This is a genomic window from Klebsiella sp. A-Nf5 (genome assembly GCF_002810545.1).
Classification (GTDB): Bacteria; Pseudomonadota; Gammaproteobacteria; order Enterobacterales; family Enterobacteriaceae; genus Klebsiella; species Klebsiella variicola.
This window is the reverse complement of the sequence record NZ_PIOG01000092.1, coordinates 99724-125216: the sequence shown is the minus strand read 5'-3', so window position 1 is coordinate 125216 and position 25493 is coordinate 99724. Positions and strand designations below refer to the sequence as shown.

Sequence of the window (25493 nt, the reverse complement as noted above, 5' to 3'; positions counted from 1 at the left end):
GGCGGAGAAGATCATTATGGTCAAAGCGCCGATTGCGCCTATCTACCAGTACACTAATGGCCGGCTGATTAAGCCGTGGCTGAAAGGCTACCCGATCACCAACCCGGAAGATGTGGCCTACAGCCGTACCATGTATATCGAGAAGCACTAATCGGTCGTGGTTGCCTGATGATGTCAGGCAACCCTTGCTACGCCGGTAGTGCAAAGCCCATCAGATCTGCCGAAGAGGAGTAATACCGAGCCGTTTCCTCCTCCATCACGCTCGTAAGCAGTTCGTTAACCTTTATCTTATGTCCGGGCAAATTTCGCCGCGCTTTGGCAATAATTTCGCCATCGCTAAGCGGGCGTTCGGCGCTGCCGAGGGGTTTGTAGCGTTCCTGCTCTGCACGTTCACCACAGCTGTTTGTGACCACAACGCGCGCGCCAGGCTGGCGTGCCGGACCGTTCATTCGCTGTGTAAATTCAGGTGTGACAGTGGCCGTGACTTTATCCGCCACCGCCAGCAAGGCTGGGTTTTGCATATTGTCTTCTGTATACCAGCCGGCACCAGGTGGCAGGCCAGCGGCGACCGCTGCCAGCGTCCACGGCAGGCTGAACTGCGCGTCGGTCACCGTTTGCGGCCGGTAGTCCATCATATCGTTGACCAGGCGGGGAAAGCTTTGTACCTCAATGGTGCGGAGATCCGCAACAGACCAGCCGGTCTGCTGCATAATGCCCTCCATGCATTCCAGCGCGCAGGCCAGCCAGCGGCAGGCGGGATATCGCTTAAAGCTACCGTAACCAGCGTACCAGTGGCTGCCGAGATCGTCGGTCAACCTGTCTGGCGCGAACTGGTCAGAGCCAATCATCCGCCAGAAGCCCTGTTCGCCATCGAGTACGTCAAGGCTGCCGCTGAGGCCTTGCTGCGCCATTATCACCGCCTGGACGGCGACTTGCGCGGCGGGCGCCACGGCATCTTTGAGCGACAACAGCGGCCGTTGTCGCCAGTTATACTGGTGCAGGCTGGGGAGCGGGGTTAACGCGGCGGCCAGGCCCACCGCGTGATGTAATTGCTCAGGGTTTAACCCCAACAACCGACCGGCCACCACGGCTGCGCCGATAGATTGGTGCTGCGCCACGCCGTAGACCTGGCTGAAGCGTTCTGCCGAAGGTTGAATGGCGTGGATGAGCCGGTTATTCACCTCGAAACCGGCCGTCAGGGTGGTAATCAGCACGTCCTGAGCTACCGGCTCAGGATTGAGGTCAAGCGCAACCATCGCGGCGGCAACCAGCGTGGCTCCCGGATGGCCGAGCCCTTTTCCGTCGATCTCCACACCGTCATCGTGATCCAGGCCGTTTATCATGGCGGCGTTCGCGAACGCGGCCGCTAATGGGCTGAAACCGGACTCACCGAAGACGCTACAGTGACCGTTTCCGCCAAATAGCCGGGAGGCGCGTATCATCGGTTCACTGACCCGGTGACCACTGGCCGCCCAACCGCAGGCGAGAGCATCCAGTAAATGCAGTCGAATTTTGCGCCGAAGGGGAGCCGGGATAGCTGGCGCAGATAAGGTACTGGCAAAATTGACCAGCTGGCGTGTTGCGGAAATAGTCATGGTTACTCAACGTTTGAAGTAGCGGCTGCGGATCCGGCGCTCGGCATAGCTTGCCAGCAGTGACAGCGGAAGAATGGTGGCGACGAAAAACAGCGCCACAAAAGTCAGTGTTTCCAGAGGGCGGAAGGTGGCGGTACTCAGCCGTTGCCCTTGATAGAGGATCTCACCCGTTGCGATATAACTCGCCAGCACGGAATTCTTAACCGACATCACGCACTGGCTGACAAACGCCGGTAGAATTCGTAAAAAGGCTACCGGCCCGGTAATGCGAACTAATACTTTCAGCGGCGACATCCCCACCGACAGGCCCGCTTCGACCAGACCATGATCGACCGACTGCATACCAGAACGAAATATTTCAGCAAAAAATACGCTGCCATATAACGAGATGGCGAGGACACAGGTCAGATACGAGGAGAGGGTCAGGCCGAACAAAATGGGCAGACAGTAGTAGGCCCAGACAATCAGCACCAGAGGGGGGATTGAACGCACAATCTCAATCAACCCCTGGGTGGGTAAGCGGATGACCGCCCTGGACGCGCCGCGCAACGGGGCCAACAGCGCTCCGCCAAGAATGCTTAACGTGACTGAGGCCAGCACAATTTTAAAAGTGGTCAATATCCCTTCCAGCAAAACCGCGTGATATTGCCACAGTATTGAGAAATCCCAGTGATAAGACATTAGCGCAGCTCCTCTGCCGTTACGCCGGACAGCGTCATAAAGCGTCGGATAGGGGCATCGGGCGGTCGTGACCAGATCTCCTGCGGGGATGCTTCTTCCACCAGTTTGCCATTATCCATCAACAGCAGCCGGCTACAGACCTGCAGGGCAAAACGCATTTCATGGGTAACCACCAGCATGGTGGTGCCGCTGGCCGCCAGTTCGGAAATAACGGACAGCACCTCCCCGACAGATTCCGGATCGAGTGCGGAAGTCGGTTCGTCGAACAGGATCACTTGCGGCGCCATAGCCAGGGCGCGGGCGATAGATACCCGCTGCTGCTGACCGCCTGAAAGTTGCACCGGGAAGTCTCCGGCTTTTTCTTGCAGGCCCATACGCGTGAGCAGCGCCATGGCTTTTTCGATGGCTTTTTTACGCGGCACGCCCAGGACCTGTACCGGACCTTCAATAATATTCTGCAATACACTGCGGTGTGGCCACAGATTAAAGTGCTGGAATACCATCGTCATTGAGGCACGCTGGCGCGCTAATGTGCGCTGTGTGACCTGTTTTCTCTGCGCGCCGTGAAAGCCTATTTCTTCCTCACCCAGCCAGATATGCCCACTATCCGGGACTTCAAGCATGTTCAGGCAACGCAGCAGGGTGGATTTACCCGCGCCGCTGCGGCCAATGATGCCAATCACCTCCGAGGGACGAACCGCGAAGGAAACATCATCTATAATTTTATTACCTGAAAATGATTTGCTAAGCGCTTCAATTTTCAGCAACGGTAATAATGATTGTGGGTTCATCAGAGTTATTTCGCTGGGTGAGTATATTTATGCCAGATTTTTTTCAGCGTGCCGTCTTTATCCAGCTGTTCGAGCCGTCCATTCAGCCACGCCTGTAATTCCGGACGATCTTTACGCAGGCCCATATTGGTTGCCTGTTCTTTGACCGGCTGCGGAATAATCATCGTGCCCTGATGACGCTTTTGAATATATTGCGCCATCTGGATATCGTTAGTGACGATGGCATCCGCGCGGCCGCTCTCCATCTGGAGCTGCATGTTGTCGCTATCGGGAACGATAATCCACTGGGCTTTGTCCAGTTGAGGCTGCAGCAGCGTGACGGCTGCCGAGCCATCAATCGCGCTGAGTCTGGTCTGTGAAGTGTTGATAGTGTCCCAGCGCTGATATTTCTGCGTCTCTTTCTCCAGAGTCAGGACGCCCATCTGGTGCGAGCCCATTGGGCGGGTAAAGTCGACGGCTTTGGCCCTTTCTGGCGTATTATTAAAACCACCTAAAATATCGAAACGGTCAGATTGTAAACCCGCGACGGCGGTGCCCCATTGCGTATCAACGTATTCAATCTTGATATCGGTGTTTTTAAATATCGCCTGCACAACATCCGGAACCAGCCCGGTCCACTGGTTGGTCAGCAGATCTTTCTGATACCACGGCGGTGCGTTGACCGCACCGACGCGGATCACATGGTCTGGCAGAATCGTATTGATTTCTTCCCCGGCCTGAGCAGGAGACTGGGCTAAGAACATCCCCGGTATAAGCAACAATATCGACATGAAGCGTGACGTGAAAAATTTCATTTTATGCCCTCTGGTGAATATAATTATGGATTCTATAACCCTGAGTGCATATTTTTTAAATGCATAATCAGCATATCGTTATCAGGAAAATGGCAATGACACCCAAGCAACTCGAGGTCTTTATCAGTATTGTTCAGCTAGGTTCAGTGACAGCGGCAGCGGCGCAGCTGGCCATGTCGCAGCCTTCGGTGAGTAAAAGCCTGGCGCTTATCGAGCAGCAGATGGGGTTCAGCCTGTTTGAGCGCTATCAAGGCAAGATGCAGCCAACCGCGGAAGCCAGAGCGCTGTATAAAGAGGCGCTGCGCGTGCATCAAGATCGGCTTCGTTTTGAGCGTTTTGTTGATCACATCCGCCAGTATCGCGTTGGTCAGTTGCGGGTCTGCGCCACGCCTGCGCTGGCGCTGAATATATTGCCACTGGCGGTGGCGCGTTTTCGCCAGACCTTTCCCGATTATGGTGTGGTGGCGGATATGTGTCTCAACAATGAAATTGAGACAGCGGTTGAAGAAGGGCGTTACGATCTCGGTTTTCTGGTGAAACCCGGCTACGAACCAGAGGATAACCCGCTGGCCATCTGCCGGGGCGAAATGGTGTGTGTGCTGCCCGAGCAGCATCCGCTGGCGCAGCAGACGGAAATCCGTTGGCAGGATATCCCGACGCGCGACCTGGTATATATCACGACCGACGCGCGGCTGGTTGCCATGATTGCCGAAGAGGTGCCGGCGTTCCGCCAGCGCCAGGTGGCGGCGGTAGAAACCAACCGCTACAGCATGGCGATTAATCTTGTCAGACACGGCAACAACAGTATGACTATTGTTGACAGTTTTTCTCTACAGGGCGTCGACACCAGCGGTCTGGCGGTGCGGCCGTTCCGTCATGCGTTGCCGGTTTCTGTCGTCGCGGTGACGGATGGACATAGCACCCTGTCTCAGCCGGGCGAAGTGTTTGCGAAAGTGATGACGGAATTAATGGCTGAAACATGAGATCAGCGTGAGGCTCTGTGGCTGGCCGCTCTTGCAGATTCATCACTATTCTGCAACGCGAACTTTCACTCCCAGTCACCGTGGACTAACTCACCGGGAGTGGTGTCTGTGGTTTACCGCCAGGCCGCCTTCCAGTACTTTTGTTGAATAGTAGAGGGAAGGGAGTGGATCGATGCATCTGGATTTTCGCCAGTTACGCAATTTTGTGGCGCTAGTGGAGTACGGCAGTTTTAATCGTGCGGCGGAGGCGGTTTGCCTGTCGCAGTCGGCGTTTAGCCGCAGTATTCAGGCGCTGGAGCAGAGTGTCGGTCATCCTTTATTCGACCGCCAGAGCAAGCTACCGACGCTCACGCTGCATGGGCAAAAGCTGCTGCCTTATGCGCGCCGTTTTCAGGAACTCAATATCGAGCTCAGTAGCCAGCTGCGTGAGGCGGACGATGCGCAAAATGGCGAGGTCGCTTTTGGCTGCGGCCCGGCCCCCGGCGCGAGGCTGATTCCGGCGGCCATCGGTGAGTTTCATCGTCTTTTGCCGCAGGCGAGGGTGCGTTTTCACATTGATAACTGGCTTGCTCTGCATCAGGCGCTTACCTCCCAGCACTATCCTTTTGTGGTCGCCGATAGCTGGCAGGCCGAGCTTGACCCGCAGTTACGCGTGCAGCCGCTCAGCCCACAACGCTGTTTCTTTGTCTGCCATGCCGAACATCCGCTGGCAAAACAGGGGACGATCTCGATTCAGGAGATGCTGCGCTATCCTTTTGCCGCCCCCTATTTGCCGCCGGGGGTACGCAAGGTACTGGCAACCCTCAGCCAGCAACAGGACTTTACGCCCGCGATCCAGTGCGACCATATTTACGCGCTGCTTTCCACTCTGGCGCAAACCCACGCGATAAGCTTCGCCAGCGAGGACGGCTTCGCGTTGTGCCAGCACAGCCATCGGCTGGTGAAACTGGAACTTAGCGATCTGCCAGATGAGTGGCGGCTAATGCAGACCCGGTTTGCCATTATCTCCCCGGTTCATGCGATTCAGCCGCCGCTGGTTGAGAGGCTGATTGAGATTATCCTCCACACCGACCGTCAGCATCAGCTTCAGCTGCTGGCGCAGGAGGAGGGGGATTAACCGGCGTTTTTCGCCTCACCTTTGGCATCGTACAGTGGCCAGCGGTTTTCCAGTTGCTGCGTTTTCAGCGCCTGCTCGACAAACTGGCCGTCCACCCACTGCTTAACGTCAAAGGCGCTGCGGATCAGACGACCCGATTTAGCCTGCTCGACGCTACTGCTGAAGCTGTCGGTCAGGAACGGGTCAATACGCGGTGAGGTGGTAAAGTTCAGATCCTGCGGCTGCAGCGCTTCCAGAAATAACGCCTTGGGGATCTGGCTTTGCTGCGCCATCTCGGCAGACCAGGCGTCTCGATTAGCCGGATCGCTGATTTCAGCGGCATTCTTCACCAGCACATTAACGATCTGCTGAGTCGCCTGCGGCCAGGTCTCGATAAACGTCTGCGTGCCGAGGAACCCCGCCTGGGTGGTGTTCTGGCGGCCTGAGTCGCCGCTTTTAACCACCACATCAATTTTGTCGCCGCGTAGCGCCAGCAGGGAGACGCCTCCCCATACCGCATCGACGCGACCGGCCGCCAGCGCTGCTTTACCCGCGTTCCAGTCAAGGTTGATGACCTGCAAACTGCGCTCATTGAGGCCGGCGGTTTGCAGCGCCCGGTCAAAGGCCAACTGGTCCGCCGTACCGCGATAGACCGCTACCCGTTTGCCTTTCAGGTCGGCCAGCGTTTTAATACCCGAGGCTTTGGTTACCGCGAGCCAGGATTCCGAGCCGCGGCTGCCCAGAAGCAGGCGTGTCGGCAGACCATTGGCCTTACCGATAATCGCCGCCAGATCGCCGAGGTAAACAAAATCAAGCTGTCGGTTGGCTAACGCTTCATTCACCGCCGGGCCTGCCCCCTTGAAAAACTGCCACTGCACTTCCACACCCTGCGGTTTAAACACCTCTTCCAACTGATGGCGGATAAACGCCATGCCGACCGGCCCCTCAATAAAAGGTTGACTGCCTGCGCTCTGATCCGGCACGCCGATGCGAATGGTTCGTAGCGTCTCGGCCTGGGCGTTTGCCGCCAGACCGATGACCGTGACCAATGCCAGCAAGGTGCGGCTAAAAAATGCTTTCATCATAACGTATTGCTCCCTTGAGTTTTTTTCTCACCCTAAAGAGCCGGCGGGCGGTGTGTTAAATGCTTTTATTCGCCAAGCATGGGTGAAAAAAAGCTAAATCAGACGCAGCGTGCCCGCCAGGCTGAAATGCATTCGATGCATCGGGATTATTCACCTTACGCAATAGCGGGGCAGCGTGAGTCACGTTTTCATAGCGGCATCACTTTCCGATGAGTGGACCGATATGTCGCAGATGATCTTAAGAACCGATGCCCCTGGCAGGCCGGGTTTCCGGCTTAACGGCTGGCCGTGGCTGCTGCCAACGCTACTGCTATTGCTGTGGTACATCGCCGCCCGCGAGGGATGGATGCCCGCGCAAATTTTGCCCGCGCCGTCGGTGGTTGCCGATACCGCGTTGTCGCTGCTGAGCGGCGATCTGCTGGCGCAGTGGGGATTTAGCCTCCAGCATCTGGCGCTTGGCCTGCTGCTGGGCGCCATCGCCGGCACGCTGCTCGGGGCGCTGTTTGGCCTGGTGCCAGCGGCCGCGCAGCGGGTGGAACCGCTGTTCTACGCGCTGGCGCAAATTCCGACGCTCGGCTGGATCCCGCTATTGATGGTGCTGTTCGGGATTGATAACGGCCTCAAGCTGGCGGTTATCGTGAAAACCACCGTGGTGCCGATGACCATCAACACTCAGCAGGCAGTTGCCAGCGTGCCGCTGACCCTGAGCGAAGCCGGCAGGGTGATGAACTTTTCCCGCTGGCAGCGGCTGCGCTGGCTGGTGATCCCGGCAAGCCTGCCGGGCTGGTTTACCGGTCTGCGTCTGGCGCTTTCGCAGGCCTGGGTATCGCTTATCGTTGTCGAGCTGTTGGCTTCTTCAGAAGGTATTGGCTACCTGATGGTCTGGGGCCGCCAGCTGTTTCAGCTGGATATTGTCTTCGTCACCATCGCGGTGGTTGGCCTGAGCGGCATGTTGATGGAGTGGGCGGCGAATCGGGCCTGTTCCCGACTGGTGTTCTGGCCGCAGCCAGCCGCCGGACGCCTGGCGTGGAAACCGCAGGCCAGCTGGCGGGCGTTGCAGCTGCCGATAGTCCTGCTGGCGCTGTGGCAGCTGGCCAGCCAGTGGGGCTGGATTGATGGCGGATTATTCTCTTCGCCGCTGGCGGTGGCGGCGCGTTTTGTTCAGGGGATCCTGAGCGGAGAGCTGAGCGCCGCGATGCTGGCCAGTCTGGGGAGAGCGGTTGTCGGCGGCGCGCTGGGGATTGCCGGCGGTTTGCTGTGCGGGCTGTTGCTGGCGCTGCGCCCACGCGCCGGACAAATTTTCACCCCCACGCTTAACGTGCTGCGCCATATTGCTCTGTTTGCCTGGCTGCCGCTGCTGACGGCATGGGTGGGTAACGATAACGGCGGCAAAATTGTCTTTATCGCGCTGGCGTCGTTCTTTCCGATGTTCTTCAGCACCCTGCAGGCGGTGCTTCAGCGAAATCCGCAACTCGATGAAGTCGCCAGGGTACTGCGGCTGGGCGAATTCGCGCGCCTGCGCCGGGTCATTCTTCCCGGTGCCGCGCCGGGGATCTTTGCCGGTCTGCGGCTGGCGCTGATTTACGCCTGGCTTGGCAATATCGGCGCGGAATATTTCATGTCCTCCGGCGTCGGGATCGGCAGCCTGATGATCAATGCCCAGCAGCTGCTGGATATGCCCACTATTCTCTGCGGCATGGTGCTGGTCGGTATCACCGGCGCGGCGCTGGATAAAGCTGGACGTTTACTGGAAATGCGCGCCACCCGCTGGCGTCAACAGGAGCAGTTATGACCTCTTCAACTCTGGTCTCTTTTCGTCACGTGCGTAAATCCTGGCAACAGGTGACGGCGCTACAGAATTTCAACCTGGATATCGCCGCCGGTGAACTGGTCGCGCTGGTGGGCAGCAGCGGCTGCGGTAAATCGACGCTGCTACGGATGCTGGTGGGCCTTGAGTCAGCCACCCAGGGGGATATTTGTATTAACGGCGAGCCGGTCACCGGCGTGGGCAAAGAGCGCGGCATTGTGTTTCAGGAGCCGCGCCTGTTTCCGTGGCTTAACGTGCTCGACAACGTGATGCTCGGCCTGGCGGATGAAAAGCTCAGCCGGGCGACGAAGCGCCAGCGGGCACTGGAGATGCTGGCGCGCGTGCAGCTCAGCGAGTTCGCCAGCGCGCTGCCCGCGCAGCTTTCCGGCGGCATGGCCCAGCGGGTGGCTATTGCCCGCGGTCTGGTGGCCCGCCCGCAGATCCTGATGCTCGATGAGCCTTTCGGCGCGCTGGATGCCCTGACGCGTCACACCCTGCAGCAGGAACTTTTACAGATCCACCAAAGCGCGGGAACCACCACGTTACTGGTGACGCACGATGTGGAAGAGGCCGTCGCCCTGGCCGATCGCGTCGTCGTGCTCTCACCGCGTCCGGGGCGGATACGAGAAATCGTGAACCTGGCGCTGCCTCATCCGCGCCAGCGTGATGATGACTCGTTTACCGCCGCCTGCCGCCACATTCGCAACCTGATTACTTCTGTCTGATTTTATTATTTAAGGAGCAACATATGGGACATCCTTCCGTTTACCCGACCGGCGCCACCCTTTACGATCCGCAGCGCGCCTGGAGCGGCTACACCCTTTTCCAGGCCACCGAACACGGCGCGGTACTGGTGGATATGAATGGTCACGTGGTGCGGGAATGGCCTGAACTGCATGGGTTTCCCAACAAAATTCTGCCCGGCGGTGCCATCCTTGGCCACAGCGGCGAGCGCGACCCGCGCTATGGCATGCAGGATATGCTCGATCTGATCCAGGTGGACTGGGAGGGCAACGTAACCTGGAAATTCGACCGCTACGAACAGGTCAGCGATCCCGGCAACGAAACGCGCTGGATGGCGCGCGCTCATCACGACTATCAGCGAGCGGGTAACCCGGTCGGCTACTACGCACCGGGGCTGGAGCCGCAGGTGGATGGCGGCAATACCCTGATCCTCGCCCACACCAATCTGGTTAATGAAGCGATCTCCGACAAGCTGCTGCTGGACGACACCATTATTGAAGTCGACTGGCAGGGCAATGTGGTCTGGGAGTGGCGCTGCAGCGACCATTTTCATGAGCTGGGCTTCGACGATGCGGCACGCACCGCGCTGTACAATAACCCGAATATGCGCGCCAGCGGCGGCGGAATGGGCGACTGGATGCATATCAACTCGATGTCGGCGCTGGGACCGAATAAATGGTATGACGCCGGCGATGCGCGCTTTCATCCCGATAACATTATCTGGGACGCCCGCGAATCCAACATTATCGCCATTATCGATAAGCAGAGCGGCAAAATTGTCTGGCAGCTCGGCCCGGACTACAGCAAACCGGAGCTGAAGCACATCGGCTGGATCATCGGCCAGCATCATGCGCATATGATCCCGCAGGGGCTGCCGGGCGCGGGCAATATCCTGATTTTCGACAACGGCGGTTGGGCCGGATACGGTGCGCCGAACCCGGCGTCGGCGGATGGGGTGAAAAACGCCTGGCGCGATTATTCACGGATCCTTGAGATCAACCCGCTGACCCTCGATATTGAGTGGCGCTACTCGCCTTATGAAGCGGATCTGCCGCAACCGACCGACTCCTATCGCTTCTACAGCCCGTATATCAGTAATATGCAGCGCCTGGAAAATGGCAATACGCTGATTAACGAAGGATCGAACGGCCGCATTTTTGAAGTGACCCGCGATCACGACATTGTCTGGGAATATATTTCGCCGTTCTGGGGCAAGACGCTGAATAATAATATGGTTTACCGCGCCTACCGCATTCCTTACGCGTGGATCCCGCAGCTTGCGCAACCGCCGGAGACGCCGATTGCGGCAGTCGATGTCCGCACTCTGCGTCAGCCGGGCGCGGCGGCGGCGGGCCCGGCGCAGAGCGTGGTGCGCGTGGCGGGCGTACAGCCGTACAGTAAAAGCGCCGATGCGCTATGCGTAGCTACCGATAACGATACGCTGCGCCGCAGTCCGAAGCTGTTCCGCGTTGCGGAAAGCGCATTCCGGCCGATAAGCGCGGCGAGTGAACTGCAGGGTGAACGACCCGTGCTGCTGTTCGTTGGCGCGGAGCGCTGTGTGCATTGCCGTAAACTCTGGCAGCTGCTGGCCCATGAAAAACTCAGCCAGCGGATTGCTCAGTTTGAAACGCGCTATCTGGATGCCGATTTGCATCAGGAACTGGCCAGCGACCTCGGCGTACGCGGCCTGCCGACGCTACTGCTGATAACATCGGGCCAACCGATATCGCGCGCACCGACGCAATACTCAGTGGAAAGTCTGCTCAACTGGTTGAACAGTGTCAGCCTGTGATGCTATCCGGTTGAGAGGATAACTGTGGCGCTGCGGCTGAGTCTGGCGCAGCGCTTAACCAGCCAGTGATGAGCAGTGGTTGCCTGATGATGTCAGAAAACCATGGTTAAACCTTACAAGGTCGCGACGTGCCGCGACCTTGTACTATTAGCTATCCATGCTATCTCTCGTTTCACTTAATTAAGTCTTAATATTTCATCCTGATAATTCATGTGGTTTTTAACTAACGAGTAATCTGGCGATGAAGAAAATATTATTCCCCCTCGCGCTTCTGCTACTGGCAGGTTGTGCCAGCAAATCCCCGCAACAGATGAACGGTCGTGAACTGGCGCGGTGCGCATGGAAAGGGAATGCTGATTGCAAAACTGAATTGCAGCACCGCCTGCAGATGAAGCAGGGTACGCCAACGGCGGTAAGCTCGCCAGCACCTGCGGCATAAGCTTATTCCTGCTCTTAACGGACGGGAATTATCCCGGATGTGACTCACTTAAATTTAATAATACGGATAACTATGATGAAACAATTCGCAATGGCGCTGGGTATCTGCGCGCTTATGGTTTGCGGCGCCGCCAATGCAGCAAATGGTCAGATGATTTCAAAAGCTAAATCAGCCTGCCAGAATAACCCGACGCAGTGTTCCCAGGCCAAGTCCACGGCAAAAGCGGATGCGCAAAAAGAAGCGAAAGCGGCTAAAGCAGCCTGCGCTAAAAATGAGACCGCCTGCAATAATGCAAAAAATAACGCCAAAAATGCAGTGAAAAAGTAATAACGAGACGGTGGGGGAACCCACCGTCATCATAGTGACGCTTGTTCTACCATTCTGCCATTATCTTTCAGCAGAACGCTTACGCCAGTCGTGCACCATCAGCCAGGCAATCATGAACATAATCGCGAGCCCGAAAATCAGGCTGGTGAGGTTTGCCCCTAAGCCGATACCACCGTTATCAACCGGTTGTGAAAGTAAATCTCCGCAGGCTGCGCCGAATGGGCGGGTCAGAATATACGCCGCCCAGAAGCAAAATACGCGGTTTGCTTTAAAGATAAAACAGGCGCCGGTGATAATCAGGATCCACGTCCCGAAGAACATTGCCGCACCGTAATAACCCAGACTCACGCCTTCCGCCAGCCAGTCACCTACCGCTGTACCGAGGGCAAATGTGGCCAGAATCGCCAGCCAGTAAAATGATTCACGGCTCCGGCTATCGATGTGATGAATCGACAGCGTACCTTCCCGCCGGTACCACGTGACAAAGATGACCAATAAGAGGACGCTGAACACCAGCGAAGAGAGCGCCAGCGGTACATGCCAGGCATCGGTTAAGTTATCTGTGATCAAGGTGCCGAATACGCTAATAAACACGACCGTGACCCAATACAACACCGGCTGATAGCGTGTGGCCCGCATCTGGAAAAAGATCGACAATGCGAGCAGCGCGCCAGTCACTATTGAAGTATTGGTTAAACCAAACTGCAAATCCATATTAAGGAAATCTGCCGCCGTTTCGCCAACGGTGGTCGACATCATTTTGATTAACCAGAATACAAGCGTAATCTCAGGTACTTTATTGAGCCACACTGAATGACTTTGCGGAATAGTCATAGGGGTCTTCTCATGTCAGGGAAAAGTGAATTTCCGGAATAAATGTTCTGCAATTATTCGCTTCTGACCATGACCAAAACTCAACGCCCGGATGACAATTTTGTCAGGTTGGCTGGCAACCTCATTACAGGGGAAGTACCAGCGTAAAGCAGCTTCCCTGGCCCGGAATACTTTCCACCTGAACGCTTCCTCCGTGTAATTCGGCAATGGTTTTTACCAGGGCCAGGCCCAGCCCGGTGTTATCCGCGCTGCTGCGTGCCGCATCCACGCGATAAAAGCGGTCAAAAATATGCGGCAAATGCTCCGGACTGATGCCCTCGCCATTATCCTGCACCGCCAGTAAGACTGAGCTGTTCGCCTGAGATGCTTTGAGATGTACCGTACCGCCCGAGCGGGTATGGCGAATAGCATTAGACAGCAGGTTAGAGAGCGCCCGCTGCAAATGCAGAGCATCGGCAGGGAAAGAGACATCCCCCTCATGGGTTAAACGGATGTTTTTATCTTCCGCCAGAATGTCGTAGTAACCGATGAGACGTTCAAATTCCGTGACGCTATTGAGTAACTCCCGGTGCAGCGTTTCGCGGCTGTTATCGGCTCGGGCCAGGAACAGCATAGAGGAAATCATGCGCGACAGTCGTTCGCCTTCTTCGACGATGGCGGCCAGGGTCTCCTGGTACTCTTGCGGGCTGCGGTCTTTACTTTGCGTCACGCTGGCGGCCGAGATCAGGTTGTTAATCGGGCCGCGAAGCTCATGAGCGATGTCGGAGGAGAAGCGGCTTAGCTGTTTAAAGGAGGCTTCAAGCCGGGTCATCATCCCGTCAAAGGAGGCCGCCAGCGCGTTCAATTCTGATGGCCAGTGTTGAGTTGCCAGGCGGGTATCCAGGTCTTCGGCATGAATATACGCAATTTCGCGACTGATTTTGCGCAAAGGCAGCAGGCCACGCCGTGCGAGCCAGTAGCCAATGGCCGAAAAAACCACAATGGCCAGCGCTACAGCAATCTGCATCCGCTGCCAGTAATCTTCAATGATTTCATTGTTTCGCGAGACATTCAGCGCAGCCTGAACCAGCCACGGTTGATTGCCTTTCAGGATAAAATTGGTTGACGCGATCAGGTACTTTTCCTTTATCTCTCCTTCGTGATAACGCCATGAACGGTACGTAAAGTCACGGGATGGCGGGGGGAAAACTGCTTCTGGCGCCCGCATAGTCTTCGACTGCGCCCAGACTTTCCCATCAGGGCTGATAATGCGCAGCGAAAGCCGGTCCTGGCGGGCGATAAATTCGAACAGTTCCTGTTGCCAGAGGTCGGTTGGCCCCTGACGTTCGCTGATGGTGGTGGCAATCTCCTGCTGGTACTGCAGGGTGCTGCGCAGTTCGTTCTCATCCTTCTGGCTGAGCTGATTGCGCATAGTGGAGTACAATAGTCCGGAGACGCTGTACAGCACCAGCGACATCGCGAGGGTAAAGTAGAGCGTCAGCCGGAGGGTTATCGACATATTACGCGGGATCTGCATCTTGTCTCTCTTCCAGCACGTAGCCTGCGCCGCGAATGGTGTGAAGCAGTTTCACATCGAAACCATCATCAATTTTGCTGCGCAGACGGCGGATAGCGACGTCAATAACATTGGTTTCCGGGTCAAAGTTCATATCCCAGACCTGTTCCGCCAGCACGGTACGCGATAATACTTCGCCGCTGCGACGCATCAACAGGTTAAGCAGTAAAAACTCTTTCTGCGTCAACTCGATGCGTTTTCCATCACGAATAACGCGATGTTTATGGAAGTCGAGCTGCAGATTGCTGATTTGTAATACGGCGTCTTCCAGCGGTGTGCTATGGACGTTTTGACGACGCATGATGACGCGTACTCTCGCCAGCAATTCGCTAAATGAAAATGGCTTAACCAGATAATCTTCCGCACCCAGCTCAAGCCCTCTGACCCGATCCTCTACGTCATCCCGCGCGGTCAGAAACATCACCGGCGTGGCTTTCCCAGCCTGGCGCGCTAACTCAAGGATTTTCCAGCCGTTCATTCCCGGCAACATCACGTCGAGGACGGCCAGATCGTAGTCGTTGGTCAACAGGTAGTGCAGTCCGTCGACACCGTTATTGGCCACGTCCACGACGAAATCATTCTCTCTGAGCCCTTTTGCGATGTAGTCCGCGGCCATTGACTGGTCTTCTACCAACAGTAGTCTCATTGTTCCTCCAGCAATTGTGCTGCATTCTCCTGTGGACGGGCTTTCCGCTCAAACAGCAGGTATAAAACGGGCGTAATAAACAGCGTGATCAGTTGAGAAAAAAGCAGGCCGCCGACAATCGCCACGCCCATCGGCTGACGAAGCTCGGCGCCCGCGCCCCAGCCAAACGCGATAGGCAGGGCTCCCATCATGGCGCAAAAGGTCGTCATCATGATGGGTCTGAAGCGCTGCAGACAGGCCTGAGTGATTGCTTGATGGGCAGATAAATTATGCTGGCGCTGCGCCGCCAGCGCAAAATCTATCATCATGATGGCATTCTTTTTTACGATCCCGATCAGCAGCAGAATGCCAATCATGGCGATAAAGGTGAGATCCAGATTGCATAGCCTTAACGCCAGCAGCGCGCCGACTGCCGCCGAAGGCAGGCCGAGTAAAATGGTCAATGGGTGGATCCAGCTTTCATACAGCACGCCAAGGATCACGTAGATCACCGCCAGCGCCATCACAATCAGCCAAATCTGGCTACTCTGCGACTGCTGGTACAGCGCCGCCTGCCCGGCGTAGCTCCCAAAGACCGAGGCGGGCATCTGCATGTCGTTCTCGACCTGAGCTATCGCGGCGGTGGCATCCGACAGTGACTTACCGGGCGCCAGGTCGAATGAGACGGTTATCGCCGGCAACTGCCCTTGGTGGTTAACCGCGGTAATTCCTTGCGCACGCGAAATGTGGGTGAAGGTGGTTACCGGTAGCAGTGTGTTGGAAGATGAGCGCACATAGATCTTCGCCAGATCGCTTTCGTTCTGACGAAACGGCTGCTTCACTTCCATAATCACTTCATAGCTGTCTTCCGGGGCGTAGATGGTCGAGACCTGCTGAGTGCCAAAGGCGGCATACAAATTGCTGCGGATCTGGCTGGTATCGACACCGAGCAGTGAGGCTTTATTACGGTCTATCTGCAGATCAGCCTCCAGGCCGTTGAGCTGCGAGTCGCTGTTGACGCCCACAAATACGCCGGTTTTTTTCATCCCCTCCATCAGCTTGTTCGCCCAGTTATTCAGCGCTAACCCATCGCTGCTGTTGACGGATTGCAGCGTGTATTGATAGCTACTTTTCGACGAGCGGCCGCCGATTTTCAGATTTTGTACCGGGCTGAAGAACACGGTGATCCCCGGCATATAGCTGGTTTCTGCTCGCATTTGCTGCACCACCTGCGCCATGGCCGGACGCTGCGAACGATCTGTCAGCGTCAGTACCACCTGCGTGGTGTCATGATCGACCTTGGTGACCATGTCAGCCACGACAGGATCGGCGAGCAACGTTTTGCCGATCTGCTGCGCCACGGCGAGGCGACCGTCATAGGACATGTCCTGTGGCGTATCAATATTCGCTGTGATCTGACCGATATCTTCCTGCGGAAAGAAACTTTTCGGCGCGCTCCAGTAAAGGAAGACCGTCAGCAGTACTGTGGCAAGTGCCGTGAGCACCATCCACATTTTATGGGCGATCGCCATCTCCAGGGCACGTGCGTAACCTTTGAGCAGGGCATCAAATCCGCGTTCGAAATAACGGCTCCACGCAGGCTGCGCTTGCTCAATCTCATGGTCTTTAATCAGCAGCGATACCAGCAGCGGCACCAGCGTTAATGACGCCGCCGCCGAGACCAGGATCGCCAGGGAAACCACCCACGCGAACTCATGGAACAGCAGCCCCAGCGTGCCTGGCATCAGGAAAATGGGCAGGAAAACGGCAACCAGCGACAGCGATATGGAAATGACGGTAAACGCCACTTCGCGCACACCCAGCAGCGCCGCCCGCCATATTGTTTCTCCCTGCTCGCGATAGCGCATGATGTTCTCCAGCACCACGATCGCATCATCGACCACCAGCCCGACGGCGATCGTCAGTCCCATCAGGGAGATACTGTTCAGGCTCATGCCCATCACGTACATCAGGGCAAATGCCCCAAGCAGCGACACCGGCACGCTGAGCGCCGGGATCAGGGTCGCGCGCAGCTGACGAAGGAACAGCAGGATCACCAGAATCACCAGCGCGATAGTCACCAGCAGCGTGATGTTGACGTCATGGATCGCCTGACGGATAGATAAAGAACGGTCGTTGAGCAGTTGCAGGTGTACCGACGGCGGCATTTGTGACTGCAGCCGTGGCAGCAGTGCTTTGATGGCGTCGATAGTTGAGACGATGTTCGCGCCCGGCTGGCGGCTGATGTTCAGTACAATTGCCGTGTGGCCGTTTACCGAGCTGTAGCTCAGGGTGTTCTCAATACTATCCTGCACGCTGGCGATATCGGACAGGCGTACCGGCTGGCCGTTGCGGGTCGCAATAATGACCTGGGCAAAGTCGGCGGCATTACGCAGGTCGCCACGGGTTTGCAGCATCATCATTTGTCGCTTACCGTCCAGTTCTCCAATAGGCGCATTCGAATTTGCCGATTTCAGCGCCGACTGCACGTCAGTGAGCGTCAGGTCCATCGCCGCGAGCTTGTCAGGATCGATTTCAACCCGTACGGCATACTTTTTCTGGCCGCTCACGGTAACTTCAGCCACACCTTTAATCGTGGAAAGTGCCGGAGAAATCAGGTTGTCGCTGAAACGGTTAAGATCCGACAGCGTCATTGAGGGCGAGTCGATGGCAATAATGGCAATGGGGGCATCAGCCGGGTTGACCTTGCGAAACGAGGGTGGGGTGGTCATTTCTGACGGCAGATTTTTCATCGTCTGATACAGGGCGGCCTGTACATCCACCGCGGCTGAATCAATATTCACCGATGGGGCGAACTCCATCACAATGGTGGTGGCCCCCTGCAGACTGGTTGAGGTCAGCGTTGATATTCCGGCGATAGTGGAGAGGTTTTTTTCCAGCGGTGTCGCCACCGATGAGGCCATGGTCTCCGGGCTGGCACCGGAAAGCGATGCGTTAACTTTAATCGTCGGGGTATCAAACTCAGGCAGCGCGGCAACAGGCAGCTTCGTCCAGCAAATGATCCCGGTCACCATCACCGCCAGCCACAGCAGCATCACGGCAATGGGCCGTGACAGACACAATTCAGCAAACTTCATGACCTGGGCTCCTGGGTTGCCGCATGGCTTGCCAGCCTGACGGTCATGTCCGGGCGCAACGCGTTAGCGCCTTCCACGACCACCCGGGTTCCCTGCGCCACGCCATTGACGATCGCCATTCCCTGCTGCATGCGCAACAGCGTGATGGCCTGCGTGGACACGCGTCTGCTGCTATCGACGAGAAAGACGAAGTGACCTTCCGGACCGTTCTGTACAGCCTGAGGTGGCAGTACCACGACATGTTGCGAGCCGGCATCGACGCTGACATCCTCAAATGCCCCCGGCCACAGCAGATGGTCGGCATTCGAAAAACGGGCTTTAAAGACGACAGTGCCGCTATCCGTACTCACGGTGTTATTGATGAAATCCAGTTGTCCCGCGACGTCTTCGCCTCTGGCATTTTTCACCCATACTTTTACCGGTCCCTGGCTTTGCGCGGCCAGTACCGCATTGAGGCTGGCTTCAGGTAAGGTGAACGAAACGCCGACAGGATCGAACTGGTTAATGCTTACCATCGGCGAGGTACTCCCGGGCTGTACCAGACTACCGATGTGGACGTTCAACACCCCGGTTTTACCACTGACGGGGGCATAAATTTTCGTGTAGCCCAGTTGCGCCTGAGCCGTCTCGATATCCTGCTGCGCGGCGCTGCTTTGTGCAGCGTACTGCTGCTGAGTACTTTTTAACGTGTCCCAGTCTGACGCCGAAATATAATTCTTCGCCTTTAAGCTGCGGCCGCGGGCGAGATCGTTCTGCGCTTTTGTCAGCTCAGAGTGGGATTCAGCCAGCGTCGCCACCGCATGGCGTAGCGTGGCTTGTTGCGTGCTATCGTCGAGGGTAAACAGCAGTTGTCCCTGCTGAACGAAATCCCCCTCCTTGAAGGCCACCGATTTTACCGTGCCGGTCACCTGAGACTGGATATCGACCTGATTGAGGGAGACCACATGTCCCTGAGTAGAGAGCCGCAGCGGGACGAGTTTCACCTGTGCCTGACTGAGGCTGACAAGCGGTTCGGCGACGTTGTGTGCTGGCGCCGCATCGCTGGTCTGGTGGAGGATACCATACGAAAAAAGGCCAGCGCCTAACATCAGACCAATGATAAGCAGGGGTCTTGTGCGAAGTAGTGTCATGATCATTCGCTGTCTGGAAGAAATAGAGGCAGTCTACTCGTGGGAACCCGACAGAAAGGCGTTAACCAGATGACAATCCTGTCATCTTGCGGTGGAAGACCGAGCAGATAATTCAGTCTGTCCTCGCGGACATGGCTGACGTGAACGCTGCCCGAGGGGGCCGTGGCGGAAGGTGTGGCGTATGACCGTCTGCGATGGCGCAGCACTTTTGACCTGAGTGGGGCATCTCAGCGCACTGCAATTAATGAATTGAATGCATAAGTCAAATCAGGAATGACAGGCTAATCGTGACCGCGTTCCTGTCTTACCATGGTGTTTTAACAAGAGGGGAGCTTCACCGTGGAATATTCCGTATTAAGTAACAACCGTAAAATGCCGATGCTGGGTTTTGGGGTGTTCAAGGTGACCGATAAAGCAGAGTGTAAGCAGTCGGTGCTGAACGCCATTCGTACTGGCTACCGCCTCATCGATACCGCTGCCGTCTACGATAATGAAGATGCGGTGGGTGATGCCGTTCGCGAAGCCATCGCCGAAGGTCTGTGTACCCGAGAGGCGCTATTTATTACCTCCAAACTGTGGGTCCAGGACATGGCCAACACCGGGATGGCGAAAGCCGGGATTGCCGCATCCTTAAAAAAATCCGGGCTGGAATACTTCGATCTTTATCTGTTGCATCAGGCGATGGGCGATTATTTCAGCGCCTGGCGCGCGCTGGAAGACGCGTATGAAGCCGGGAAGCTGAAAGCGATTGGCGTCTCCAATTTCTATCCCCATGTGTTAGCTAACTTCTGCGAAACCGTCAGAATCAGGCCGATGGTGAACCAGGTTGAACTGCATCCCTATTTCGCGCAGCCCGCGGCGCTGGAAACCATGAAGCATTATCACGTTCAGCCTGAAGCCTGGGCGCCGTTAGGCGGCGGGAGACATCACCCGTATGAAGAGGCAATGCTGCAGGGGATTGCCGATGCCCATCAAAAAACCATTGCGCAGGTTATCCTGCGCTGGAACGTGCAGCGTGGCGTCACGGTGATCCCGAAATCCACCCGCCAGGAGCGTATTGAAGAGAACTTTGCCATCTGGGATTTCTCGCTCACCGCGAGCGAAATGGCGCAGATCGGCGCCCTGGATTTAGGTTATGTCGGCGAAGCGGTGAAACACTTTAACCCTGAATTTGTTCGCGGCTGTCTGGGGGTGAAAATCCATGACTGATCGCGGCTAAGCGTGAAGCCGCCTTCATTTAGCCGCCTGAGCTGCGGCGACGGGCTCGGTATGCTGGTTAGCACCCACGCGTTTGCCGCGACGGTTGTCAATGCGGTAGACGATCGTCACGGGCTGCTGGCTGGTGGGGGTGACGGTCAGCTCTCTGATCTTCTGGCCGGCGTCGGGCGGCAGGGTCAGCGTGGTTTCTCCCTGAGCGAGCATCTGGCCATTTTGCCTGACCTGCCAGCTCAGGCGACAATCCTCACAGGCTGCCCAGGTATCGTTAATCGCCCACAGGCGCACCGTCGCCGGGCTTCCCTGACGCCAGCTGGCGGTCACCGGCTCGATCGACGGCAGGATCGGCTGATAGGCGCGCTGCAGGGCATAGTAACCCGCCTTCGGCTGGCGCAGATAATCCACCACCCCCCAGTTGATGGAGGGCCATGTCTCGACAAACATAAAGTGGAACAGGGCGGTCACCGGCTGATAACGCTGGCGGCGATAGCTCTCCGCCGCCAGAGCCACCAGCTGGGCCTGATACGCCTGGGTATTGGCGATCATTTCCTGAATATTATTTCCCCGCGGAACGCCAGCGAATTTAAAGGTCTGGAAAGGCTGAAAATTATGGTACTTCCATCGCACCCAGCCGGGGTCGTCAGCGGCGGTCGTTTTCGGCCACAGCAGATGAGCCGGGATAATGGTCTTCAGGGTGGCGAGCCGGGGCAGCGCCTGGGCGCCAAACTCGGTAATAATCCCGGTCTTCGCCGGGGCGAGCAGGTCGCGTAGGGTACCGAAATACCAGCCGGCCCAGTAGTGTTCTTCGACGGAGGAAAACCGGTGCACGATGCGGGAGGTGTCTTCCGCCAGCGCCTCGCCCACCCGCTGCGTCAAGGTCTGGTTTAAGGTTTTATGCCAGTCGGGGAAGCGTTTTTCCATCCACGGCGAGTTCCACGGTGGTTCGTTGTGACCGCCCCAGACAATAATCGCCGGCGAATTGCCGAACTGCGCCATCATCGCCCGGGTCTGGCGCACGGCGTTATCGGCGAAGGCGACGCTGTCATCGTAACCCCACTGCAGGGGGACATCCTGCCAGATCATCAGCCCCATCTCATCGGCCACCTCATACAGCGCGCGGCCCGCCACGTGGCCGTGAACGCGGATGGCATTGGCGTTCATCGCCGTGACAAGCCTGAAATCCCGACGATACTTTTTCCGCGTCATGGTGCTTAGCCATGGGGAGCCAATATAGTTGCTGCCCTTAATGAACAGCCGTCTGTCGTTGATGCGCCAGCCCTGATTATCCGCCAGCGCTTCCACTTTACGTAATCCGGTGCGGGTGACGGCGGTATCCATCATCCCCCGGTTATCCGCAAGGGTGGCGCGCACCCGGTACAGGTTGGGTTTGCCCGCGCCCACGGGCCACCAGAGCTTTGCGGACGGCATGGGCAGCGAGACGTGCAGGACACCCGCGGTTTTCTCCAGGGTGACCGCGAAGGCCTGTTGAAAACGCGGGCCGGAAAAATTGTCCGGGGTAGCCGTCAGGCGTAGCGTGACGGGGCCGGGCGTCACGGCGCGATAGCGTATTTCGGCACGCAGCATGGGCTGCTCCAGCCCCTGTTGCCAGTCCGGGCGCAGGATCACCTCGTCGATGGTGACGCCGCGGCTCAGATGGAGCTTCACCGGCGCCCAGATCCCCCCGGAGTTGGCATCTTGCCCCTGAACCGACCAGGCGCCGCCCGGGCGGGTGTCGTGCTGATTCAGGATCCCTTTCATCAGCGTTTTGTGTAGCGGCCAGATCTTTTGCGGGTCTTCATAGGGGCTGTCGACCCGCACGGCGAGCTGATTATGGCGGCGTACGGCCCCGCTGATGTCCACCGGGAAGCGCTGAAAATAGCCCTCGTGTCGGGCCAGCGTCTTGCCGTTGAGCGCCACCTCGGCAAAGTAATCGACGCCGTCAAACACCAGCGTCGCCATGGCATCCGGCGACAGGCCATGCAGGGTAAACTGATGGCGATACCACAGGGCGCCCTGATGATCGTATCCGGCGCTGTACCAGTTTGCCGGTACCCGCAGCGTGCGCCAGTCGCCGTCGGAAGCCTGCGCGCCGTTGAAGGCGCTGTCGTTGGCGTCATGCACCCGCCATTGTCCGGCCAGTGACCAGGTCACCGGCTTAGAACCGGCATGCGCCAGCGGCAGGCAAACGACCAGCAGCAGAAGGCGTCTATGGATCACGGAGGACCTCCTGCGATCTGCGATGTAGCCACCGGTGGCAGCCTGTGGTCGCCTCGGCCAGCGCGTCTCGCAGGTCATCTGGCACGGTCTGGTCGGGCGACGTCGCCTGGCTCTCCAGCTGCTGGAGCACCCCGGCAAGGCGTTGAAAGCCGAGGGTAACCGCCTCGCCGCGCAGCTTGTGGGCGGTACGGCGCCACGTCTCCCGGTCATTGGCGTCAATGGCGTGGGTGAGGGCGATGATTGCGGCGTCAAGCCCTTCAGCGAAGAGTCCCAGCAGCTCCTCGACCAGCTCAGGATCGTCGGCGCACTGTTTTAGCAGGTGGGCCTCGTCCGGCAGGCCTGCCTCTTCGTCCGGACCGCTATCTTCCGCTGCGCCGACGCGGGCGATGGCTTCCTTCAGCGCCTCCTGGCTCACCGGTTTGGCGATATAGTCGTCGAAGCCCATCGCCAGACAGCGATCTCTATCGCCCTGCATGGCGTGGGCGGTCATGGCAATCGCGGGCTGGTGCTCCCGGCCCCGCGCCAGCGTCTCTTCGCGCAGCAGGCGGATGGCGGTTTCACCGTCCATCTCCGGCATTTGCAGATCGATCAGCAGGAGATCCCAGCAGGCGGCGCGCCAGCGCTCCAGCGCCTCCCGGCCGTTATTCACCACTTCGCAGCGGTGGCCAAGCTGTTCCAGCAGTCGTCTGGCGACCTTTTGATTCACCAGGTTATCTTCGGCCAGCAGGATATGCAGCCCGGCCTGGGCCTTGATCGGCACCGCAACGGGGGCTGGCGTTGACGCCGCCACCGGTGCGGGAACCAGAATCCCGGCGATAACCTGATGCAGTTCGCGCTGCGCCACCGGTTTATGCAGATAGTGGGCGATACCGATGCGCTTAAGCATATTGGCGTCAAAATGGCGGCTCATGGAGCTGAGCATAATGATTTGGCTTTGTCTGGCCTCGGGCAGGGCGGAGAGCTCCAGCGCCAGCGACACACCGTCCATATCCGGCATCTGCGCATCCAGCAGGATCAGTGGCCAGGGCGGCCCTTCGGCGGCCCGGCGTAGCGCCTCGCCGGCGTTGTCCACGCAGCTTGGCATCAGCCCCATCTGGCGAAGCATGGTGTCGAGCAGGCGCAGGTTGGTGCTGTTGTCGTCAACCACCAGCACCCGCTGGTTGTTGAAGCGGCTCAGCGGAGCGCTACCGGAGGCCGCGGCGTTCAGGCCTTCCAGCGGCAGGGTGAAGGCAAATTCGCTGCCCGCCCCGGGCTGGCTCTCCACCGTCAGCTCGCCGCCCATCAGGCTGACCAGGCGGGCCGAAATGGTTAACCCCAGCCCGGTGCCGCCGTAGCGGCGGGTGGTGGAGCTATCGGCCTGGCTGAAGGCCTCGAAGATCGCCTTTTGCTTCTCTAGGGCGATGCCGATCCCGGTATCGCGAATGCGAAAGCGCCAGCGGTTTTCGTCGCCGGCCGGCGCTATCGCCAGCAGGACCTCCCCCTGATGAGTGAACTTCAGCGCATTACCCAACAGGTTTGTCAGAATTTGCCGCAGCCGGGGGCCATCGACGATCAGCACCTCCGGTACCGCAGGGGAGATATCCACCAGCAGCTCAATGCCCTTTTCGCTGGCGGCAGGCATATGCGGGCGGATCAGCGACTGGATAAAGGGGCGGATCTCCAGCGGCTCTTCGTCCACCTGCATCTTGCCCGACTCAATGCGTGAGAAATCAAGAATGTCGTTAATAATGTGCAGCAGCGACTGGGCTGAGCTCATCACCAGCGAAAGGTACTCCCGCTGCTCCGCGGTCAGCGGCGTATCGAGGCACAGTTGCGTCATGCCGAGAATGCCGTTCATCGGGGTGCGGATTTCGTGGCTCATATTGGCGAGGAAGGCGCTTTTCGCTTCGTTCGCCTCGCGAGCCTCCTTCGCCGCCTCAATGGCCAGCAGCTCTGCAGCTTTGCGCCGGGTAATATCCTGCAACGTCCCGATCACCCGCTCTGCCTGCTGCTGCATATTGAGAGTGACGATCTGCCCGGAGAGCAGCATCCAGCGCCAGCCCTGCGTCGGGTGCTGGACGCGAAGTTCGCATTCAAAAACCGGCATATGTTCGTTTTGCGAGGCGATCATCGCCTGCTGCAGGGTAGTGCGATCGTCCTCGTGAACCAGATTGAGCATAAAACGCAGCGGATAACGCCACTGTGCGCGCGACTGGCCGACCATCGCCAGCAGGGTGTCATTCACCTGCAGGTTGTCGTGGGAGACCTGCCAGTCCCAGATACCGATCTGGATCGACTCCGCGGTGAATAAAAAATCGTCGTGAAGCTGGTGACGTGCGCGTCGGGCCTCGTCAAGCTCGGTGATGTCGGTATGCAGACTGACAATTCCACCATCCGCCAGCCGCTGATGCTGAACGTAAATCCGGCGGTTGCCCGACTGGCGGACCTCGCAGTGGTTCGTCTGGCGGCAGTTGCGGATAATCATCTCGCGTAGCGTCTGTTGCCGGCCAGGGTCGATGTTATACCCGGCATCGATGAACTTCTCCGCCAGGCTCTCAAGGGGAGCGCCGACGGCCAGCCAGGGCGCGATCGCGGGATAAAACAGCGCCACCTTATCATTCCAGGCCTGCAGTCGTTCGCGCTCATCGTAGATCATCACCGCCGAGGGCAGGACGTTGAGGTCGACACGGTTAGCGGCGCACATGA

General features: G+C 57.7%; 20 protein-coding genes and 2 pseudogenes. 9 read left to right on the top strand and 13 right to left on the bottom strand.

Translation table 11 applies throughout. From position 1 onward, the window contains the following. Positions 1 to 151, top strand: a pseudogene (locus tag CWM53_RS31925) (peptide ABC transporter substrate-binding protein); the annotation flags it as partial. 37 nt (positions 152 to 188) lie between these two features. Here the strand turns inward: CWM53_RS31925 and CWM53_RS10135 are convergent. From CWM53_RS10135 to CWM53_RS10120, 4 genes are read right to left on the bottom strand one after another with little or no spacing between them, the layout of a single operon-like run. After that, positions 189 to 1595: an MmgE/PrpD family protein gene (locus CWM53_RS10135; RefSeq protein ID WP_100630912.1), complete on the bottom strand. Its 1407-nt coding sequence runs from the start codon at positions 1593 to 1595 to the stop codon at positions 189 to 191. A 6-nt stretch (positions 1596 to 1601) separates the two neighbouring features. Next, positions 1602 to 2276 carry an amino acid ABC transporter permease gene (locus CWM53_RS10130; protein ID WP_063106100.1) on the bottom strand — a complete coding sequence of 225 codons (675 nt, stop codon included), beginning with the start codon at positions 2274 to 2276 and terminating at the stop codon, positions 1602 to 1604. Next, positions 2276 to 3067 (bottom strand): amino acid ABC transporter ATP-binding protein, encoded by a 792-nt coding sequence (locus tag CWM53_RS10125; RefSeq protein ID WP_012968429.1) that lies wholly within the window; start codon positions 3065 to 3067, stop codon positions 2276 to 2278. The genes CWM53_RS10130 and CWM53_RS10125 overlap by 1 nt, the downstream gene beginning before the upstream one ends. A gap of 5 nt (positions 3068 to 3072) precedes the next feature. Continuing rightward, positions 3073 to 3861, bottom strand: coding sequence for a substrate-binding periplasmic protein (locus CWM53_RS10120; RefSeq protein WP_074386085.1), 789 nt, complete (start codon positions 3859 to 3861; stop codon positions 3073 to 3075). A gap of 95 nt (positions 3862 to 3956) precedes the next feature. Between CWM53_RS10120 and CWM53_RS10115 the strand changes: the two genes are divergently transcribed. Together CWM53_RS10115 and CWM53_RS10110 are read left to right on the top strand one after the other, a co-directional pair. Next, a complete protein-coding gene (locus CWM53_RS10115) occupies positions 3957 to 4844 on the top strand; it encodes a LysR family transcriptional regulator (RefSeq protein WP_061154874.1) in 888 nt (295 codons plus the stop codon). A 172-nt stretch (positions 4845 to 5016) separates the two neighbouring features. Continuing rightward, a complete protein-coding gene (locus tag CWM53_RS10110; protein WP_012542009.1) occupies positions 5017 to 5961 on the top strand; it encodes a LysR family transcriptional regulator in 945 nt (314 codons plus the stop codon). Here the strand turns inward: CWM53_RS10110 and CWM53_RS10105 are convergent. Next, positions 5958 to 7025 (bottom strand): ABC transporter substrate-binding protein, encoded by a 1068-nt coding sequence (locus CWM53_RS10105; RefSeq protein WP_074386083.1) that lies wholly within the window; start codon positions 7023 to 7025, stop codon positions 5958 to 5960. The two genes, CWM53_RS10110 and CWM53_RS10105, sit on opposite strands and share 4 nt — an antisense overlap. A 223-nt stretch (positions 7026 to 7248) precedes the next feature. On the opposite strand from CWM53_RS10105, the gene CWM53_RS10100 reads away from it, so the two are divergent. From CWM53_RS10100 to CWM53_RS10090, 3 genes are read left to right on the top strand one after another with little or no spacing between them, the layout of a single operon-like run. Continuing rightward, a complete protein-coding gene (locus CWM53_RS10100) occupies positions 7249 to 8817 on the top strand; it encodes an ABC transporter permease (RefSeq protein WP_074386082.1) in 1569 nt (522 codons plus the stop codon). After that, positions 8814 to 9557: an ABC transporter ATP-binding protein gene (locus CWM53_RS10095; protein WP_061154870.1), complete on the top strand. Its 744-nt coding sequence runs from the start codon at positions 8814 to 8816 to the stop codon at positions 9555 to 9557. The genes CWM53_RS10100 and CWM53_RS10095 overlap by 4 nt, the downstream gene beginning before the upstream one ends. 23 nt (positions 9558 to 9580) lie before the next feature. Then, positions 9581 to 11368, top strand: a complete 1788-nt coding sequence (locus CWM53_RS10090) for an aryl-sulfate sulfotransferase (RefSeq protein WP_100729908.1) — start codon at positions 9581 to 9583, stop codon at positions 11366 to 11368. A gap of 176 nt (positions 11369 to 11544) precedes the next feature. On the opposite strand, the gene CWM53_RS30470 is transcribed toward CWM53_RS10090, so the two are convergent. Beyond that, positions 11545 to 11805, bottom strand: a complete 261-nt coding sequence (locus CWM53_RS30470) for a hypothetical protein (RefSeq protein WP_133123795.1) — start codon at positions 11803 to 11805, stop codon at positions 11545 to 11547. Positions 11806 to 11879: 74 nt separating this feature from the next. On the opposite strand from CWM53_RS30470, the gene CWM53_RS10085 reads away from it, so the two are divergent. After that, complete coding sequence (locus tag CWM53_RS10085) at positions 11880 to 12134, top strand: hypothetical protein (protein WP_061154867.1); 255 nt, start codon at positions 11880 to 11882, stop codon at positions 12132 to 12134. A gap of 60 nt (positions 12135 to 12194) precedes the next feature. On the opposite strand, the gene CWM53_RS10080 is transcribed toward CWM53_RS10085, so the two are convergent. The 5 genes from CWM53_RS10080 to CWM53_RS10060 all read right to left on the bottom strand — a co-directional run bounded on the left by CWM53_RS10080 (position 12195) and on the right by CWM53_RS10060 (position 19376). Beyond that, the gene (locus tag CWM53_RS10080; RefSeq protein ID WP_061154866.1) at positions 12195 to 12968 is read right to left on the bottom strand and encodes a hypothetical protein; all 774 of its coding nucleotides are present in this window, start codon (positions 12966 to 12968) and stop codon (positions 12195 to 12197) included. 124 nt (positions 12969 to 13092) lie between these two features. Beyond that, positions 13093 to 14484, bottom strand: a complete 1392-nt coding sequence (locus CWM53_RS10075) for a heavy metal sensor histidine kinase (RefSeq protein WP_074386079.1) — start codon at positions 14482 to 14484, stop codon at positions 13093 to 13095. Next, on the bottom strand, positions 14468 to 15169 hold the full coding sequence (locus tag CWM53_RS10070; RefSeq protein ID WP_100729907.1) for a heavy metal response regulator transcription factor: 702 nt from the start codon (positions 15167 to 15169) through the stop codon (positions 14468 to 14470). Before CWM53_RS10070 ends, CWM53_RS10075 begins: the two co-directional genes overlap by 17 nt. Beyond that, complete coding sequence (locus CWM53_RS10065; protein WP_100729906.1) at positions 15166 to 18246, bottom strand: efflux RND transporter permease subunit; 3081 nt, start codon at positions 18244 to 18246, stop codon at positions 15166 to 15168. The genes CWM53_RS10070 and CWM53_RS10065 overlap by 4 nt, the downstream gene beginning before the upstream one ends. Beyond that, entirely contained in the window at positions 18243 to 19376 is a 1134-nt protein-coding gene (locus tag CWM53_RS10060) for an efflux RND transporter periplasmic adaptor subunit (RefSeq protein WP_074386214.1), read from the bottom strand. The genes CWM53_RS10065 and CWM53_RS10060 overlap by 4 nt, the downstream gene beginning before the upstream one ends. Before the next feature lie 156 nt (positions 19377 to 19532). Here CWM53_RS10060 and CWM53_RS32345 point away from each other — a divergent pair. Together CWM53_RS32345 and CWM53_RS10055 are read left to right on the top strand one after the other, a co-directional pair. Then, positions 19533 to 19637: pseudogene (locus CWM53_RS32345) on the top strand (hypothetical protein); the annotation flags it as partial. A gap of 78 nt (positions 19638 to 19715) precedes the next feature. After that, entirely contained in the window at positions 19716 to 20585 is an 870-nt protein-coding gene (locus CWM53_RS10055) for an aldo/keto reductase (RefSeq protein ID WP_100630906.1), read from the top strand. 24 nt (positions 20586 to 20609) lie between these two features. Here CWM53_RS10055 and CWM53_RS10050 read toward each other — a convergent pair whose 3' ends face one another. Next, a complete protein-coding gene (locus CWM53_RS10050; protein ID WP_100729905.1) occupies positions 20610 to 22808 on the bottom strand; it encodes a glycoside hydrolase family 2 protein in 2199 nt (732 codons plus the stop codon). Then, a complete protein-coding gene (locus CWM53_RS10045) occupies positions 22798 to 25491 on the bottom strand; it encodes a response regulator (RefSeq protein ID WP_100729904.1) in 2694 nt (897 codons plus the stop codon). Before CWM53_RS10045 ends, CWM53_RS10050 begins: the two co-directional genes overlap by 11 nt. Positions 25492 to 25493 lie beyond the last annotated feature (2 nt).

Excerpts from the sequence above, each read along its gene's own strand:
- CWM53_RS10135 (WP_100630912.1), bottom strand. The coding sequence starts at position 1,595 with ATGACTATTTCCGCAACACGCCAGCTGGTCAATTTTGCCAGTACCTTA.
- CWM53_RS10130 (WP_063106100.1), bottom strand. The coding sequence starts at position 2,276 with ATGTCTTATCACTGGGATTTCTCAATACTGTGGCAATATCACGCGGTT.
- CWM53_RS10125 (WP_012968429.1), bottom strand. The coding sequence starts at position 3,067 with ATGAACCCACAATCATTATTACCGTTGCTGAAAATTGAAGCGCTTAGC.
- CWM53_RS10120 (WP_074386085.1), bottom strand. The coding sequence starts at position 3,861 with ATGAAATTTTTCACGTCACGCTTCATGTCGATATTGTTGCTTATACCG.
- CWM53_RS10115 (WP_061154874.1), top strand. The coding sequence starts at position 3,957 with ATGACACCCAAGCAACTCGAGGTCTTTATCAGTATTGTTCAGCTAGGT.
- CWM53_RS10110 (WP_012542009.1), top strand. The coding sequence starts at position 5,017 with ATGCATCTGGATTTTCGCCAGTTACGCAATTTTGTGGCGCTAGTGGAG.
- CWM53_RS10105 (WP_074386083.1), bottom strand. The coding sequence starts at position 7,025 with ATGATGAAAGCATTTTTTAGCCGCACCTTGCTGGCATTGGTCACGGTC.
- CWM53_RS10100 (WP_074386082.1), top strand. The coding sequence starts at position 7,249 with ATGTCGCAGATGATCTTAAGAACCGATGCCCCTGGCAGGCCGGGTTTC.
- CWM53_RS10095 (WP_061154870.1), top strand. The coding sequence starts at position 8,814 with ATGACCTCTTCAACTCTGGTCTCTTTTCGTCACGTGCGTAAATCCTGG.
- CWM53_RS10090 (WP_100729908.1), top strand. The coding sequence starts at position 9,581 with ATGGGACATCCTTCCGTTTACCCGACCGGCGCCACCCTTTACGATCCG.
- CWM53_RS30470 (WP_133123795.1), bottom strand. The coding sequence starts at position 11,805 with ATGCCGCAGGTGCTGGCGAGCTTACCGCCGTTGGCGTACCCTGCTTCA.
- CWM53_RS10085 (WP_061154867.1), top strand. The coding sequence starts at position 11,880 with ATGATGAAACAATTCGCAATGGCGCTGGGTATCTGCGCGCTTATGGTT.
- CWM53_RS10080 (WP_061154866.1), bottom strand. The coding sequence starts at position 12,968 with ATGACTATTCCGCAAAGTCATTCAGTGTGGCTCAATAAAGTACCTGAG.
- CWM53_RS10075 (WP_074386079.1), bottom strand. The coding sequence starts at position 14,484 with ATGCAGATCCCGCGTAATATGTCGATAACCCTCCGGCTGACGCTCTAC.
- CWM53_RS10070 (WP_100729907.1), bottom strand. The coding sequence starts at position 15,169 with ATGAGACTACTGTTGGTAGAAGACCAGTCAATGGCCGCGGACTACATC.
- CWM53_RS10065 (WP_100729906.1), bottom strand. The coding sequence starts at position 18,246 with ATGAAGTTTGCTGAATTGTGTCTGTCACGGCCCATTGCCGTGATGCTG.
- CWM53_RS10060 (WP_074386214.1), bottom strand. The coding sequence starts at position 19,376 with ATGACACTACTTCGCACAAGACCCCTGCTTATCATTGGTCTGATGTTA.
- CWM53_RS10045 (WP_100729904.1), bottom strand. The coding sequence starts at position 25,491 with ATGTGCGCCGCTAACCGTGTCGACCTCAACGTCCTGCCCTCGGCGGTG.